Below are 15,798 nucleotides of genomic sequence, written 5' to 3'. Positions count from 1 at the left end.
GAGCTGCGCGAGGCCACGGCCGCCTGTTTCGCGGCGGCGGCGGACGCGCTGCCCCGGATGGGCGCGAGCGCCGAGGTCCAGGAAGCCGTCGCCGCGTACGCCGAGCGGTATGTCGCGCGGGGCCGCTGCCCGGCGGACGACCTGCTCGACGGGCACCTGGACGGCCATCACTACGACCACGAGCACGAGAAGGGCATCCTCCGATGACCGGAACCGTCAGCGATCCCGATGCGCTTCGACAGCGCGCCCTGGCGGCGCTCCTCGCCGCCAGGGACCGCACCTCGCTCCTCACCACGTGCGTCGAGGAACCCGAACTGACCGCACAGCACTCGCCGTTGATGTCGCCGCTGGTCTGGGACCTGGCGCACATCGGCAATCAGGAAGAGATGTGGCTGCTGCGGGCGGTGGCGGGCCGTGATGCCATGCGGCCCGAGATCGACGGCCTGTACGACGCCTTCGAGCACCCCCGCTCCGAGCGGCCGAGCCTGCCGCTGCTGGCGCCCGCCGAGGCCCGCCGTTACGCGGCCGAGGTGCGGGGTCGCGCGCTTGACGTCCTTCAGAGCACGCCGTTCCGCGGTTCGCCGCTGACCGACGCGGGTTTCGCGTTCGGCATGATCGCGCAGCACGAACAGCAGCACGACGAGACGATGCTGATCACCCATCAGCTGCGCGCGGGCCCCACGGCGCTCACCGCGCCGGATCCCGCGCCCGCACCGCCGTTCGGCGGACCGTCCGAAGTCCTCGTGCCGGGCGGCCCGTTCACGATGGGCACGTCCACCGAACCGTGGGCCCTGGACAACGAACGTCCGGCGCACCACCGTCTGGTCCCGTCGTTCTACATCGACACGACGCCGGTGACCAACGCCGACTACGAGCGCTTCATCGCCGACGGCGGCTATGAGGAGCAGCGTTGGTGGGCCGCGGCGGGCTGGGACATGGTCCGCGGCAACGGTCTCTCGGCGCCGCTGTTCTGGCGCCGCGAGGGCGGCCAGTGGCTGCGCCGCCACTTCGGGACCGTCGAGGCAGTACCGCCCGACGAGCCGGTGCTGCACGTCAGTTGGTACGAGGCGGACGCGTACGCCCGCTGGGCGGGCCGACGGCTACCCAGCGAGGAGGAGTGGGAGAAGGCCGCCCGGCACGACCCGGCCACCGACCGCTCGATGCGCTACCCGTGGGGCGACGCGGACCCCACACCGGAGCGCGCGAACCTGGGCCAGCGCCATCTGCGCCCGGCCCCCGCGGGCAGCTATCCGGAGGGTGAATCACCGCTCGGCGTACGGCAGTTGATCGGCGACGTGTGGGAGTGGACGTCGAGCGACTTCCTGCCCTATCCGGGGTTCGCCGCCTTCCCCTACCGCGAGTACTCGGACGTCTTCTTCGGCGGTGACTACAAGGTGCTGCGCGGCGGGGCGTTCTCCGTGGACGAGGTGGCGTGCCGCGGCACGTTCCGCAACTGGGACCATCCGGTCCGGCGGCAGATCTTCTCCGGGTTCCGCACCGCCCGCGACGCGAACCCGACGGAGGCCCCCTGATGTGCCGCCATCTGGCCTTCCTCGGCCCCGAGGAGCCGCTCGGAAAGCTCCTCGTGGACCCCTTGCACAGCCTGTTCCGCCAGTCCTGGGCACCGAGGCAGCAGCGCTACGGCACGGTCAACGCCGATGGCTTCGGGGTGGGCTGGTACGCCGACGGCGATCCCGTGCCCGCCCGCTACCGCCGTGCCGGGCCGATCTGGGGCGACCAGTCCTTCGCGGACCTCGCCCGGGTCGTCCGGTCCGGAGCGATGCTCGCCGCGGTGCGCGACGCGACCGAGGCGGGCGCGGACGGGGAAGCGGCGGCGGCGCCGTTCGCCGCCGGGACCTGGCTGTTCAGCCACAACGGCGCGGTCACTGGCTGGCCACACTCGCTGGCCCCGGTGTCCCGGCTCCTGCCGCCCGCGGACCTCCTCTCCATGGAGGCGCGCTGCGACTCCGCGCTGGTGTGGGCGCTCGTCCTGCGCCGGCTGCGCAGCGGCGACGACGAGGGCCAGGCCCTCGCGGACACCGTGACCGAGGTCGCGGAGGCGGCCCCCGGATCACGCCTCAACCTCCTGCTCACCAACGGCGAGACGATCGCCGCGACCGCCTGGGGCGACACCCTCTGGTACCTCACCGAACCGGGCCGCCGCACCGTCGTGGCCTCCGAGCCCTACGACGACGATCCGCACTGGCGCCAGGTGCCCGACCGCACGCTGCTCGCCGCAAGCCGTACCGATGTCCTGCTGACCCCGCTCAAGGAGCCCACCGCGTGAGCCCGTTCCAGCTGACCCGCACCCTGCCCGTGGACGCCACCGACGCCGCTCTGCGCGCCGACGTCCTGCACGGCCTGACCCACACCCCCAAGACGCTGCCGCCCAAGTGGTTCTACGACGCGCGGGGCAGCGCGCTCTTCGACGAGATCACCACGCTCCCGGAGTACTACCCGACCCGCGCCGAGCGCGAGATCCTGCAGAACCGCGCCACGGAGATCGCCGGGGCGACGGGCGCGCGCACGCTGATCGAGCTGGGCTCGGGCTCCTCGGAGAAGACCCGGCACCTGATCGACGCCCTCCCCGGTCTGCACACGTACGTCCCGGTGGACGTGAGCGAGAGCGCGCTCACGGGCGCCGCGAACACCCTGATCGCCTCGCGCCCCTCCCTCAACGTGCACGCCCTGATCGCCGACTTCACCCGCGGCCTCGCCCTGCCGGGCACACCGGGCCCGCGTCTCGTCGCCTTCCTGGGCGGCACGATCGGCAACCTGCTGCCCGCGGAGCGCTCGGCGTTCCTGGCGTCGGTGCGCACCCTGCTCTCCCCCGGTGACGCGCTGCTGCTCGGCACGGACCTGGTGAAGGAGGAGTCGGTGCTCGTCTCGGCGTACGACGACGGGTCGGGCGTCACGGCCTCCTTCAACAAGAACGTCCTGTCCGTGATCAACCGCGAGCTGGGCGCGGACTTCGACCCCGACGCGTTCTCGCACGTGGCCGTCTGGGACCGCGAGCACGAGTGGATCGAGATGCGCCTGCGCTCCCTGGCCGCGCAGACGGTGAAGATCCCGGCACTCGACCTGGCGGTCGACTTCGACCGCCACGAGGAGATGCGCACGGAGATCTCGGCGAAGTTCCGGGAGGAGGGGGTGCGGTCCGAACTGGCCTCGGCGGACTTGAAGCTGACCCACTGGTGGACGGACGAGAGGGCACGGTTCGCGCTGTCGCTCAGCGTGGCGCGCTAGGGCTGTGGCCGCGCTGGGGGCCTGCGGGGCACTCACGGCCCACTGACGTCCAGCGCCCGCGTGATCCGGCGCGAGGCGGCCTTCGCCTGCGTCGCCGGGTCACTCCCACCGAGGACCTTCGACATGTACGCCTTGATGGGGTTGTCCGCCTCCACCTCCGCCCACTTCGGCGAGGCCGGCGTCGCCCGCCCCCTGGCCGCCCCCGCGGCCATCGCGGCGACCCCTTCCTCGCCGGAGACGGCGGAGGCCAGACTCGTCTTGTTCGGCACGTAGTTCATGGTCCTGGCCAGGTCCTTCTGCCACTTCTTGCCCGCGAGAGCCTCGATCACGGCGACCGCGCCCGGGCGGTCGTCCGTCTTCCCGCGCACCACGAGGTCGGATCCGCCGGTGAAGACGGCGCCCGGCTTCGCCGCCGTCTTGCCAGGGATCGGGAAGTAGCCGAGCTTCCCCTTCAGTTCGGGGTTCTCCTCCTCGATGGCCCGCGCCGTCCCGGGTACGGCGACGATCTGCGCCACGTCCCCCTCGGCGAACACCCCGGCCTGCGGCGGGTGCTCCTCGTCCGCGTCCGGCGGACCTTCTCCGAGCTCCTGCAACTGGCGGTAGAACTCCATGCCCCGCAGCGCCGCGGGTGTGTGCAGGCTGCCCTCCCACACGCCTCGCGACCCCTTGGCCTCCGTGGCCAGCTCGCCGCCCTCGTCCCAGATGAAGCCGGCCAGGGTGTACCAGTCCTGGCCCGCCAGGTAGATCCCCTGGTTGCCGCCGGAGTTGAGCCGCTCCGTGTCGGCGATCCACTGCGCGCGCGTCTTCGGCGGCTGCTCGATCCCGGCCTGCGCGAAGAGGTCCTTGTTGTAGATGACGACGCGGTTGGCGGCGTACCAAGGGATGCCGTACTGGCCGCCGTTGTAGCGTCCGGGCTCGGCCAGACCTGGCAGCCAGTCCTTCATGCCGAGGTCGCGCGCGGACTCCAGCGTGAGGTCGTAGAGCCCGCCCTCGTCGACGTACTGCGCGACCTGGGTGTTGCCGACCTCGATGACATCGGGCCCGTCATCGGCCTTGAGCACGGCCTTGACCTTGTCGCCGATGCCGGTCCACTCCTGGAGACGTATCTCCAGGTCGATGTCGCCGCTCCGCTTCTCGAAGTCCGTGGTGAACCGCTTGATGAACTCCGCCGACGCGCTGCCCCGCATGAGCCACACGGTGACGGTCCGCTTCTCCTCTTCCCCGCCCGGCAGGACGCCGCATCCGGGGAGCAGCGCGGTGGCTGCGAGGGCGAGGGACACGGACAGGGCGACGCGGCGGTGCGGTTTCACGTGGGTCACTTTCTTCCTGCGGACAGGGGAAGGTCGGCCCGACGTGGGGGTGAGCTGGTGGCTCGAACGGGTACGGCTGGATTTTGGTCTGTACCAATGGGTCGGTCAAGGGGGAACGGCTCGGGGATCGGAGATTCCGGAGCCGTTCCCGGGCGGGATCAGCTTCCGGGGACGGTGTCCTCGAACGCGGTGCCCGCACTGCGGTAGGCGCTGACCTGCGCCTTCACCTGATCCGGGGTGAGGGCCTCGTCCTTGACGTGCAGGACGTAGTCGACCTCCTGGTCGTAGGCGCGCGGAGTGGTGCTCGACTGCCCGGCCAGGTCGATGAGCCACTGGTTGAAGTTGATGGACATGGGCCGCTCCGGCAGGTACTTGGCGTCGTGGGTGGCGAACAGCTGCCCGTCGACGTAGTACTTGATGGTGCTGTCGTCGATGGTGAACACCACGTCGTGCCAGCCCGCGTAGCTCTGCCGCACCTCGGTGTGCTGGTTGACCGCCTCCCACGGCTCCGGGTCGAAGGTCTCCCAGGACGTGGTGTAGAGGATGTTGCCCGCCTCGCCCCAGCCGCCGTTGGGCAGATACTCGAAGTCGTACTCGGAGTAGTCGTCCGCCATCGGGGCCTTGAGGTCGTTGATGGAGAAGAACGCCTGCACGAGACGGTCCCCGTCGGGGCCCGACCGGGGCGCGTCGGCGTACTTCACGCGGGCCGCGTAGGTGCCGTTCTTGAACTTGACCGCCTTGGTGAGGATCTCCGTCTGCTCCGTCGACTCGCCCGTGCCCGCGGTCGATGTCTCCAGGTTCATGACGGAGTTGCCGTCGGCGGCCCGGAAGGTGATGTTCTCGGGCACCCAGGAGGCCCCGGGGACTCCGGGGCCGCCCGCGTTGGAGCGGATGCTCCAGCCGTGCTCGGAGATCTTCGGGTCGGTGTGGCCGGTGTAGCTGAAGTCGTCGAAGAGCGCGGGGGCGGCGACGGTCGCCGTGCCGCCGACGTCGGGCGCGGCGGACGCGGGCAGTGCGGCCAGCCCGGCGAGGCCGAGCCCCGCCGCCGCAGCGACCGCGATAGCCGTACGCACTCGGAAGGTCACGCTGGAGCGGTGTCGGTTCATCGACCTGATTCCTTTCGGAATGCCGGGAGCGCTCACCGCTCCCGGCGTGGGGGGAGGTGCGGTACAACGACACACGTGGCTTTACCAATTGGTAAGGTGACCACTCGCGAGGACTGAAGGTGGCATAGACCACTGGGGGCGTCAAGTCCCCTTGCGCGAAGGGCTGTTGCGCGTTGTCGACGACTCGGGAAGGGTGTCCGCATCCATGGACCAGCAGGGCACATCCGGCGGGGGCACATCCGGCGGCGTACTCAAGCGGGAGCGCGTACGCGAGGTCCTGCTCGATCTGATCGAGACCCGCAGCCCCGGCGACGCGATCCCCTCCGAGCGCACGCTCTGCACCCAACTGGGCGTCTCCCGGCCGACGTTGCGCGCCGCCGTCGACACGCTGGTGGCCTCGGGGCTACTGGTGCGCGAACACGGCCGCGGCATGTTCGTGGCCCCCGCCAAGGTCACCCAGGAGCTGGCGCCGGGCAGCCGTCCGCTCACCGTCCCGCGCGCCGCAGGCCACTGGTCGAGCCGCGTCCTGGAGTTCAGCACGGTCCGGGCCGGGGCGCGGGTCGGCCGCAGGCTCCGGATCTCGCCCGCCGCCGAGCTCGTGTACGTGGTGCGGCTGCGCCTGGTCGACGGTGAGCCCATCGCCCTGGAGCATCTGCACATCCCGGCCGCTCTCGCCCCGGGGCTCACCCCCGCGCAGGTGGAGTCCGGCTTCTACGCCCACCTCCGCGAGGCCCGCGGCATCCGCCCCGCGCACGCCGCGCAGTCCATCGAGCCCACGGTCCTGACGGAGGACGAGGCGGCGCTGCTCGGCGTGCCCGTGCTCTCCCCCGCCCTGCTCTTCGACCGGATCACCACGGACACCGAGGACCGCCCCGTCGAGTACGTACGCTCCCTCTACCGCGGCGACCGCTACCGCATCGTCTCGCGGCTAGAACTGGACGGCGGCGCCGAGCACCCCGCGCCCACCGCCTCGCGCACCGCCGCGTGGTGGGGCACCGTGGAGTGACGTCACCCCACAGCGGTGAGGTCACCACACGGCGGAGAGGAACATCCTGATGTCCGACCACACCTACCGGGTCACCGAGATCGTCGGCACCTCGCACGAGGGCGTCGACCAGGCCATCCGCAACGGCATCGCCCGCGCATCGCAGACGCTGCGCTCGCTGGACTGGTTCGAGGTCACCCAGGTGCGCGGCCACATCGAGAACGGCGAGATCGAGCACTACCAGGTGTGCCTGAAGGTCGGGTTCCGCCTTGAGGACGGCGACAGCGCCTGACGCCGACGCCGGGCGGTCACGTCCGCCCCTCACGCTCCTGCGCGTCCTTCAGCTCGGCGGACGTGCTCGCCCAGCGCGCCCGTACGACCTTGAAGCCCGCCCGCTCGGCCTCGTCGCACACCAGCTCGTCGTCGTCCACCAGCATCCGGACCTCGCGGGACCCGGAGATCTTCTGGAGTATCTCCAGCTTGGTGCGGCGGGCGGGCCGCCGGTCGTCGTTGCGGCGCATCCAGATCCGCCCCTCGGGAAGGCCCTGCGCCGCGAGCCACGCCACGGTGTCCTTGCGGCACCGCTCGGGCCTGCCCGTGAGGTAGACGACCTCGCACTCCCGCGTGCTCCGTAGGACGAGAGCCACGCCCTGCTCCAGCGGCGGGTCGCCCGGGGCCGCCGCGAAGAAGGCGGTCCAGTCGCGCGGCCTGCGCTCCAGGAAGCGCTGGCGGTGCGCGGTGTCCGCGAGGGTGCCGTCCAGATCGAATACGGCCAGTGGCCTGCTGTCTTCCGTCACGCGCCCAGCGTAGGCAACGGCGTGTGAGGCGTCTAAGGCCGCGCCCCTCGGTACGTTCTGCCCCCGCGGCGCGGCAGTGCGGTTGCCGCGTCGCCAGGAGGCGCGATCGTCTCGGCGGCCAGGTGCAACTCCGCCCTGACCGTCGCGGACGACAGGTCAAGGCCCAGGACGTGGCCGCACTTGTTCAGCCAGGCGGTGAGCGTGGCGCGGTGCAATCCCAGCTCAGTTGCGGCGGGAGCGGTCCGGCCACGCTGCCCGAGCCAGCACCGCAGTGCGGTGCGCAGTCGCGTGTCCAGCGGTTCGAGCAGGGCGGACGCCCAGCGGTCCGCTTGCCCGGGGTCGAGCAGTTCAGGGGGCAGCGGCGATGCGGGAAGGCGTACGGACGAGGCAACCGGCTCAGGTGGTGCGGGGGCTCGCAGGGCCAGAAGGAGCTGCGCCTGGACGGTGGGGCTGTCAAGGTCGGCCGCGAGCAGAGCGCTGATGCCGCGCAGGCGTGAGCGGACCGTGCCCTCTGACACGTCGAGGGCGTGTGCCGCGGCCTGGGCCGAGCCGGACCGCAGCCAGGCCTCAAGCGTGCGGCGCTGCTCGCGGTCGAAGGGCTGGAGGACGGCCGCGGACCATGCGGCGAGCCGGTCCACGGGCAGGACACGGAGCAGTCCGTGTGCCCCGAGGCCGGCCACGGGGACGAGGCAGCCGGTGGCCGCGCTGTTCCGCGCGGTCCCGGCCTCGGCCCACGCGGTGGGAATCATGTCCAGTGGCGCTGGGTCAGCGGCTCCTCCGGTCAGCTGGTACCGCTCCGCGATCCGGGTCAGGAGCGAGAGCGTCGGGCCGTGGTCCTCCTGGGGACCGTGAAGGGCGACGACGACCAGTTCCCTCCCGTCCAGGCTTCCCCCTCCCAGGCTTCTCCCGTCCAGGCTGACCAGCATGCGGGTGTCGCCGAGGGACGTGCCGGGCTGCGCCGCTCGCCACAGGGCCTGGTGAGCGGCGGGTGCGCTGCTCCCGGTGAGCCGGTACACCGTGGCGTGCGTCGCTCGCGTCGCGTGCGCGGCAGCGCCGCCACCGAGCACGTCGGCGGCAAGGCGATGATGACCGCGCAGCAGGAGGTGCAGCGCGGCGGTGTGCAGCCGCTGCTCGGCGCCTCGCGTCTCCTCCGCCTGACGCGCCCGCACCAGCAGCAGATCGGCGGTCATCCGCGCGATCAGGGCGACGCGCGGTGCGGGCGTCGCTTCACCGGGGCCGAGGACGACGACGGCATCGGGGACCTGCTGGACGGTGAGGTGCGGATGAGCCCGGGGGTGCGCGGCGGCCCGCACCCCCGCGGGCCCGGCGGTGTGCGGGTGGCTGTGGACGGCGCCTGCCACGGGGTTCACCAAGGCGGCCCAGCCGTCGGCCAGGGTGGCGGCCTCGGCGATCAGCGCGGCGCCGGAGCGGCCCGCCGCGTGCGTGAGCCGTCGCGCGACTTCGTACGTCGTGTCCTCGACGGGAGAGGCGGAAGCGGGCCCCGCGCGGTGCTGCGCGCGGCCCGCCCTGCTCGTCGTCACGGAATCCGTGCGACGGCGCCCCATCCGGCCCGCTCGGTGGTGCGGTCCGTATTGGCGTCGGGTCGCCAGTTGGGCCAGGAGACGAAGCCGGGCTCGACGAGCTCAAGGCCCTCGAAGAAGGCGATCGTCACCTCCGGCTCGCGGAAGATGTAGGGAATGGCGCCGGAGTTGTTGTACTCCTCCTGCACCTTGCGGTGTTCTTCGTCCGAGGCGGTGGAGTGGCTCAGGGCCAGGTAGCTCCCCGAGGGAAGCCGCTCCACCAGGCGACGCACGAGAGACAGGGCGTCGTCCCAGTCCACGATGTGGCCGAGGACGTCATTGATCACCAGGGCGACGGGCTGGGTCAGGTCCAAGGTCTCGGCCGCGCCCCGCAGGACCGTGTCCGTGTCGCGCATGTCCGCGAGCACATAGGCGGTGGCGCCCTCGGGGGTGCTCGTACGCATGGCGTGCACGTGCAGCAGGACGAGCGGGTCGTGGTCGACGTACACGATCCGGGATTCGGGGGCGATGCGCTGGGCGACCTCGTGGGTGTTGTCGGCCGTCGGTAATCCGGCGCCCAGGTCGAGGAACTGGCGGATCTTGGCGTCCCGTGCCAGATGGCTGACGGTGCGCCGCAGGAAGTCCCGTGACTCACGGGCGAATTGCTCGATCAGCGGGTACTTGTCGCGGTACGCGTCACCGGCCTGCTGGTCGGCTGGGAAGTTGTCCTTGCCGCCCAGCCAGTAGTTCCAGACGCGCGCGCTGTGGGCGACGGTCGTGTCTATCTCCGGGGGCAGTTTCGTCGGTTCGGTCACGCCAGTTCCTCTTTCGACTTGTGGGGGTGGGACGCGGCGGTGCAGGAATAGTCGAGGAGCATGAGGTAGGCCGTCACGGTCTCGTGTGCGTCCCAGACGTCGGCCGTGCCGGGCAGGCCTCCCTCCCGGACCACGTGGTCGGAGATCTCCGGTACCTCGACCCGGTACACGGTCAGCGGCGGTTTGCCGGTCATGGCGTGCGCGGGCCCGTCGAGCGGATGGATCTGCAAGGTCACCTCGGGACGCTCAGCCGCGGATCTGAGCCACTTCCGCTGCCCGGCCATGGTCTCCGCGTCCCCTACGCGCGTATGCAGAGCCGCGGCCGACATCAGGGCCCAGACGCGCGTCTGCTGGGCGCGCAGGCGGTCTTGACGCTCCATCAGGAAATCGGTACGCCGGCCCTTGTCCGCAGGGGACAGGTCCGGGCGCAGGACGTCGTCGACGGCACGGGCATAGGCCGGGGTACGCAGCAGGGCGGGGACGAGCGAAGGGTGCCAGGTCCGGATGATGCTGGCCGCGGACTCCACGCTCATCAGGTCCAGCTGCCATGAATCCATGACGGCACGCCACGGATGCCACCACCCGGGACGGTTGGCCGCCGCCAGTTTCCCGAGGAATTCCCCGGTCTCCGCCGGACCCGCGCCGTACAGCGAAAGAAGCGTGGAGACCTGACCCGCGTCCAGAGATGTCTGGGCCTGCTCGATACGGCGGACGGTCGCGGGGTGGGCGCCGAGAGTGTCGGCGGCCTCCTTGAAACTGAGCCCCGCCGACTCACGCAGAGTTTTCAGCCGGGTGGCCAGAACAAGGTGCGCGACGGTCCTGCCGGATCGTTCGCGAGCCACAAACACCTCCCCCCTTCCGGCACTTACCGCACTTCCCGCAACTTGTGGATCGTGCACACTCTGTACCTTGCAATCGATGCGCGCAACCCTTTGTATGTTCCTATTCCCTATGGCGAAAGCCACGGACCGGCCCGAGAGAAGGAATGATCAACTATCCGTGAGGACACGTAAGTTGAAATCAAAAATAGGGCGCCCGGTTCACGCGGGACTGCCGCCGGGAGACGAACGATTCCTTCAGCGAATTCACGACTTTTTCCACTTGTTGAACGGCGAATGGCATTGGGACATCCTCGTGGCTCTGCATGACGGGCCACTGAGGTACACGGAATTACTGAATACGGTTCGCGCGCGGACCCCCGTCAGCAACTGGCCCGGAAACGCTCACCATTTCCTCCAGGAGGACATGCTGAGCCGGACCCTGCAGCGCCTCACGCAGGGAGAACTCATCGAACGCGAACGTTCGATGGGCTTCCCGTACGCCACGACGTACCGCCTCGCCCCGGCTGCCAGGGAACTCCTGACGGTCATGGCACCCGCCGCCGAGTGGACGGAGGCACATTCCGCTCTCGTGGTCCGTGTCCAGGGGATGCGACAGAGGGTGCCCGAGGAGTAGCCGGCTCCGTCCTCCACGGCGAGCAGAATCACTTTGCCCGCCGCCCGCACGTGACGGATCATGGAGACCACAGAGGAGATCAGAACGCGATCCCCACCCGGCGAAGGGATCTCGTATGGCAGCGACCCGGTTCTCCGTCCTCGACCGTTCCCGCACCCGCGAGGGGCACGAGGGCCCCGAGGCCCTGCGTGACACCGTGCGCCTGGCCAAGGAGCTCGAAGGGCTCGGGTATCACAGGTTCTGGGTGTCCGAGCACCACGCGGTGCCGGGCGTCGCGGGCTCCGCGCCGACCGTACTCGCCGCCGCGGTCGCCGCCGCGACACACACCATCCGGGTCGGCACGGGCGGCGTGATGCTGCCGAACCATCAACCCCTCATCGTCGCCGAACAGTTCGGGGTCCTCGAAGCGCTCTTCCCCGGGCGCATCGACATGGGGCTCGGCCGCTCGGTCGGCTTCACCGACGGGGTGCGCAAGGCGCTCGGCCGCGACAAGCACGACGCCGATGACTTCGCCGCGCAGCTCACCGAGCTCCTCGGCTGGTTCCGCGGCTCGTCGGACACCGGAGCGCACGCCCGCCCCTCCGAGGGCCTGACCGTCCCGCCGTTCGTCCTGGCCATGGGCGAGGGCGCCACCATCGCGGCACAGGCCGGGCTCCCGATGGTCATCGGCGACCTCAGGAGCCGCGAGAAGATGCTGCGCGGCATCGAGCACTACCGCGCATCCTTCCGGCCGTCCGTCTGGTCGAGCGAGCCGTACGTCGTCGTCTCGGGCACCATCGCCGTCGCCGAGACCTCTGAGGATGCCCGCCGCCTGCTGATACCGGAGGCCTGGTCGATGGCGTACTCGCGCACCCACGGCACGTTCCCGCCGCTGCCTCCCGCCGAGCGCGTCGAGTCACCGGAGATGACGATGACCGAGAAGGAGCGCGGCTTCTACGAGTCCGGTCTCCTCGGCCACATCCACGGCACGGAGGAGCAGGTCGCCGACGAGCTCGAGACGCTGATCAAGGAGAGCGGGGCGCAAGAAGTGCTGGTCACGACCAGTACGTACGACCGCGATGGCCTTCTCGACTCCTTCCGGCGGCTGGCCCGGGTCGCGGGTCTCGCCGCGACCTAGAATCGTGGGGTTTGCCCCCGAGCCGCGTACGGAGTCCCCATGCACAGCCCCCACGATCCGTTCGTACGAGTCCGGGGTGCCCGCGAGCACAACCTCCGGGACGTCGACGTGGACATCCCGCGTGATGTCCTCGCCGTCTTCACCGGTGTCTCCGGCTCGGGGAAGTCCTCGCTCGCCTTCGGGACGATCTACGCCGAGGCGCAGCGCCGCTACTTCGAGTCCGTCGCCCCGTACGCCAGGCGGCTGATCCACCAGGTGGGGGCGCCGAAGGTCGGCGAGATCACCGGCCTGCCCCCGGCGGTCTCGCTCCAGCAGCGCCGCTCGGCGCCCACGTCCCGCTCATCGGTGGGCACGGTCACCAACCTCTCGAACTCGCTGCGCATGCTGTTCTCCCGCGCCGGGAGCTATCCCGAGGGCGCCGAGCGGCTCGACTCGGACGCCTTCTCGCCGAACACGGCCGCCGGGGCCTGCCCGAAATGCCATGGCCTGGGCCGCGTGCACCGCACGACCGAGGAACTCCTGGTCCCCGATCCGTCCCTCTCCATCCGCGAGGGCGCCATCGCCGCCTGGCCCGGTGCCTGGCAGGGCAAGAACCTCCGCGACGTCCTGGACGCCCTGGAGTACGACGTCGACCGGCCCTGGCGCGAGCTGGCGCAGGCCGACCGGGACTGGATCCTGTTCACGGACGAGCAGCCGGTGGTGACGGTGCACCCGGTGCGCGAGGCCGGTCGCATCCATCGCCCCTACCAGGGCACGTACATGAGCGCCCGGCGTTATGTGATGAAGACGTTCTCGGATTCCAAGAGCCAGCCGCTGCGCGCCAAGGCCGAGCGGTTCCTTGCGAGCGCCGACTGCCCGGCGTGCGGCGGCAGCAGGCTGCGCCCGGAGGCGATGGCGGTCACGTTCGCGGGCCGCACGATCGCCGATCTCGCCGCGCTGCCCCTGTCGGAACTGGCCAAATCCCTGGAGAGCGGCACGGGTTCGGAAGCGGCCCGTGTCCTGTCCGACGATCTCCTTGCCCGCATCGCGACCATCACCGAGCTGGGCCTCGGCTATCTCAGCCCGGACCGCGCCACACCCACGCTCTCCACGGGGGAACTCCAACGCCTGCGTCTGGCGACCCAGTTGCGCTCCGGGCTCTTCGGCGTCGTGTACGTCCTGGACGAGCCGTCGGCCGGTCTGCACCCGGCGGACACGGAGTCCCTGCTCACCGTCCTCGACCGGCTCAAGGCCGCGGGCAACTCGGTCTTCGTCGTGGAGCACCATCTCGATGTCATGCGCCACGCGGACTGGCTGGTCGACGTGGGCCCGGACGCCGGTGAGCACGGCGGTCAGGTGCTGCACAGCGGCCCGGTGGCTGATCTGGCGAGCGTCACGGAGTCCGCGACGGCGCGTTTCCTCTTCGACCACGAGCCCGCTCCGGTACGCCAGGTGCGCGCCCCGCGCGGCTGGCTGAAGGTCGGCCCCGTGAGCCGGCACAACCTGCGCGACGTGACGGCCGAGTTCCCGCTCGGTGCCTTCACCGCGGTCACCGGCGTCTCCGGTTCGGGCAAGTCCACGCTCATCGGCGAGGTCACCGAGGACCTTGACGGCGTGGGGCGTCTGGTGAGCGTCGACCAGAAGCCGATCGGCCGCACGCCACGCTCCAACCTGGCCACCTACACGGGCCTCTTCGACGTCGTGCGCAAGGTCTTCGCGGCCACGGACGCGGCACGGACACGGGGTTACGGCGTGGGTCGCTTCTCCTTCAATGTCGCGGGCGGGCGGTGCGAGACCTGCCAGGGCGAGGGGTTCGTGAGCGTGGAGCTGCTCTTCCTGCCCAGTACGTACGCGCCGTGCCCCGACTGCGGGGGCGCTCGCTACAACCCCGAGACTCTCGAAGTGGCGTACCACGGACGGAACATCGCGGAGGTGCTCGACATGACGGTGGAGTCGGCCGCGGAGTTCTTCGCGGACACCCCTGCCGTCGCCCGCAGCCTGCGGACCCTCCTCGACGTGGGTCTCGGCTATCTGCGCCTCGGCCAGCCGGCGACGGAGCTGTCGGGCGGCGAGGCCCAACGCATCAAGCTGGCAAGCGAGTTGCAGCGCGTGCGGCGCGGCCACACGCTCTACCTCCTGGACGAGCCGACGACCGGACTCCACCCGGCCGACGTCGAGGTCCTGATGCGGCAGCTGCACGGCCTGGTCGACGCGGGCCACTCGGTGGTGGTCGTCGAGCACGACATGGCGGTGGTGGCGGGCGCGGACTGGGTGATCGACCTGGGGCCCGGCGGCGGTGACGAGGGTGGCCGCGTGGTCGCTTCGGGGCCGCCCGACGTGGTGGCGGGGGCCGAGGGGAGCCGGACGGCGCCGTATCTGGCGCGGGCGACGGCCAAGAGCCGGTGAGGTTGGTCCGCACCAACTCCTTGACGGCAACCGGGAGTCTGCCTTAAATCAAGTACTGAACAAAGCGCCGGGGCTGATCACTCGCCGCGTTCAGTTCTCGATGTCGAATTGTCATGCGCATGGCTCAGCAGTACGCACACCCCCACTCTTTCGCCACCCCCACGTGAAGCGATGTGATGACAGTGCACACCTCTTGGCGCCGCCGTGCGGCGCTCTCCACGGTCGCCCTGGCCTGCTGCGCCTCGGCCCTGGCCGGGCTGCCCGCCGGAGCATCGGCGGCCCCCTCCCCCACCGGTTCCTCGGCCAAGTCCGCCGCGGCCGCCACCTTCACCGACGACTTCAACGGCGCCGCGGGCTCCGCGGTCGACGGCGGCAAATGGCAGATCGAGACCGGCGACAACGTCAACAACCACGAGCGGCAGTACTACACCTCGGGCAACAACAACGCCGCCCTCGACGGCCAGGGCAACCTGGTCATCACCGCGCGCAAGGAGAACCCCGGCAACTACCAGTGCTGGTACGGCAAGTGCGAGTACACCTCGGCCCGGCTCAACACCTCGGGCAAGTTCACGCAGACGTACGGCCATGTCGAGGCCCGGATGAAGGTGCCAAAGGGGCAGGGCATGTGGCCCGCGTTCTGGATGCTCGGCGCCGACATCGGCAGCGTGGGCTGGCCCCAGAGCGGTGAGATCGACGTGATGGAGAACGTCGGCTTCGAACCCGGCACCGTCCACGGCACGCTGCACGGCCCCGGCTACTCGGGCTCGGGCGGCATCGGCGCGGGCTACACGCTGCCCGGCGGCGAGGCGTTCGCGGACAAGTTCCACACCTTCGCCGTGGACTGGTCACCGAACAAGGTCACGTGGTCCGTGGACGGCAACGTCTATCAGACCCGCACCCCGGCCGACCTGGGCGGCAAGCAGTGGGTCTTCGACAAGCCGTTCTTCCTGATCCTCAACCTCGCGGTCGGCGGATACTGGCCCGGTGACCCGGACGGCAGCACGAGCTTCCCGCAACAGCTCGTCGTCGACTATGTCCACGTGACCACCAACGACTAGCGGG

The 15,798-nt window shown here is 70.6% G+C and carries 14 protein-coding genes and 2 pseudogenes; 10 read left to right on the top strand and 6 right to left on the bottom strand.

The genetic code is table 11. The features are described 5' to 3' along the window. The 4 genes and pseudogenes from ABD378_RS16950 to egtD all read left to right on the top strand — a co-directional run. Positions 1–207 (top strand): annotated as a pseudogene (locus ABD378_RS16950) (hypothetical protein); the annotation flags it as partial. Next, complete coding sequence (gene egtB / locus ABD378_RS16945) at positions 204–1,532, top strand: ergothioneine biosynthesis protein EgtB (protein WP_344521748.1); 1,329 nt, start codon at positions 204–206, stop codon at positions 1,530–1,532. The pseudogene ABD378_RS16950 and the gene egtB, both read left to right, overlap by 4 nt. After that, entirely contained in the window at positions 1,532–2,287 is a 756-nt protein-coding gene (gene egtC / locus ABD378_RS16940; RefSeq protein ID WP_344521747.1) for an ergothioneine biosynthesis protein EgtC, read from the top strand. The genes egtB and egtC overlap by 1 nt, the downstream gene beginning before the upstream one ends. Then, positions 2,284–3,246: an L-histidine N(alpha)-methyltransferase gene (gene egtD, locus ABD378_RS16935; protein WP_344521746.1), complete on the top strand. Its 963-nt coding sequence runs from the start codon at positions 2,284–2,286 to the stop codon at positions 3,244–3,246. Before egtC ends, egtD begins: the two co-directional genes overlap by 4 nt. Positions 3,247–3,278: 32 nt before the next feature. On the opposite strand, the gene ABD378_RS16930 is transcribed toward egtD, so the two are convergent. Then, a complete protein-coding gene (locus ABD378_RS16930; RefSeq protein WP_344521750.1) occupies positions 3,279–4,556 on the bottom strand; it encodes an extracellular solute-binding protein in 1,278 nt (425 codons plus the stop codon). Positions 4,557–4,714: 158 nt separating this feature from the next. After that, positions 4,715–5,518 (bottom strand): annotated as a pseudogene (locus tag ABD378_RS16925) (glycoside hydrolase family 16 protein); the annotation flags it as partial. Between the two features lie 349 nt (positions 5,519–5,867). Here ABD378_RS16925 and ABD378_RS16920 point away from each other — a divergent pair. Together ABD378_RS16920 and ABD378_RS16915 are read left to right on the top strand one after the other, a co-directional pair. Further along, positions 5,868–6,668 carry a GntR family transcriptional regulator gene (locus ABD378_RS16920; RefSeq protein ID WP_344521745.1) on the top strand — a complete coding sequence of 267 codons (801 nt, stop codon included), beginning with the start codon at positions 5,868–5,870 and terminating at the stop codon, positions 6,666–6,668. Between the two features lie 49 nt (positions 6,669–6,717). Continuing rightward, complete coding sequence (locus tag ABD378_RS16915; RefSeq protein WP_344521744.1) at positions 6,718–6,939, top strand: dodecin; 222 nt, start codon at positions 6,718–6,720, stop codon at positions 6,937–6,939. 16 nt (positions 6,940–6,955) lie between these two features. Here the strand turns inward: ABD378_RS16915 and ABD378_RS16910 are convergent, their stop codons facing one another. From ABD378_RS16910 to ABD378_RS16895, 4 genes are read right to left on the bottom strand one after another with little or no spacing between them, the layout of a single operon-like run. Then, complete coding sequence (locus ABD378_RS16910; RefSeq protein ID WP_344521743.1) at positions 6,956–7,444, bottom strand: phosphatase domain-containing protein; 489 nt, start codon at positions 7,442–7,444, stop codon at positions 6,956–6,958. A gap of 32 nt (positions 7,445–7,476) precedes the next feature. After that, complete coding sequence (locus ABD378_RS16905) at positions 7,477–8,985, bottom strand: helix-turn-helix domain-containing protein (protein WP_344521742.1); 1,509 nt, start codon at positions 8,983–8,985, stop codon at positions 7,477–7,479. Beyond that, on the bottom strand, positions 8,982–9,779 hold the full coding sequence (locus tag ABD378_RS16900; RefSeq protein WP_344521741.1) for an SAM-dependent methyltransferase: 798 nt from the start codon (positions 9,777–9,779) through the stop codon (positions 8,982–8,984). Before ABD378_RS16900 ends, ABD378_RS16905 begins: the two co-directional genes overlap by 4 nt. Next, a complete protein-coding gene (locus ABD378_RS16895; RefSeq protein ID WP_344521740.1) occupies positions 9,776–10,621 on the bottom strand; it encodes a helix-turn-helix domain-containing protein in 846 nt (281 codons plus the stop codon). The genes ABD378_RS16900 and ABD378_RS16895 overlap by 4 nt, the downstream gene beginning before the upstream one ends. 403 nt (positions 10,622–11,024) lie before the next feature. On the opposite strand from ABD378_RS16895, the gene ABD378_RS16890 reads away from it, so the two are divergent. From ABD378_RS16890 to ABD378_RS16875, 4 genes are all read left to right on the top strand, one after another. Beyond that, on the top strand, positions 11,025–11,234 hold the full coding sequence (locus ABD378_RS16890) for a winged helix-turn-helix transcriptional regulator (protein ID WP_344521739.1): 210 nt from the start codon (positions 11,025–11,027) through the stop codon (positions 11,232–11,234). A 115-nt stretch (positions 11,235–11,349) separates the two neighbouring features. Beyond that, the gene (locus ABD378_RS16885) at positions 11,350–12,351 is read left to right on the top strand and encodes an LLM class flavin-dependent oxidoreductase (RefSeq protein WP_344521738.1); all 1,002 of its coding nucleotides are present in this window, start codon (positions 11,350–11,352) and stop codon (positions 12,349–12,351) included. 39 nt (positions 12,352–12,390) lie between these two features. After that, positions 12,391–14,736 carry an ATP-binding cassette domain-containing protein gene (locus tag ABD378_RS16880; protein ID WP_344521737.1) on the top strand — a complete coding sequence of 782 codons (2,346 nt, stop codon included), beginning with the start codon at positions 12,391–12,393 and terminating at the stop codon, positions 14,734–14,736. A 176-nt stretch (positions 14,737–14,912) separates the two neighbouring features. Beyond that, entirely contained in the window at positions 14,913–15,794 is an 882-nt protein-coding gene (locus ABD378_RS16875; RefSeq protein ID WP_344521736.1) for a glycoside hydrolase family 16 protein, read from the top strand. The last annotated feature ends 4 nt before the right edge of the window (positions 15,795–15,798 follow it).

Source organism: Streptomyces rectiviolaceus (genome assembly GCF_039533825.1).
In the GTDB taxonomy this organism is placed as follows: Bacteria; Actinomycetota; Actinomycetes; order Streptomycetales; family Streptomycetaceae; genus Streptomyces; species Streptomyces rectiviolaceus.
This window is presented reverse-complemented; position numbering and strand designations above follow the sequence as displayed.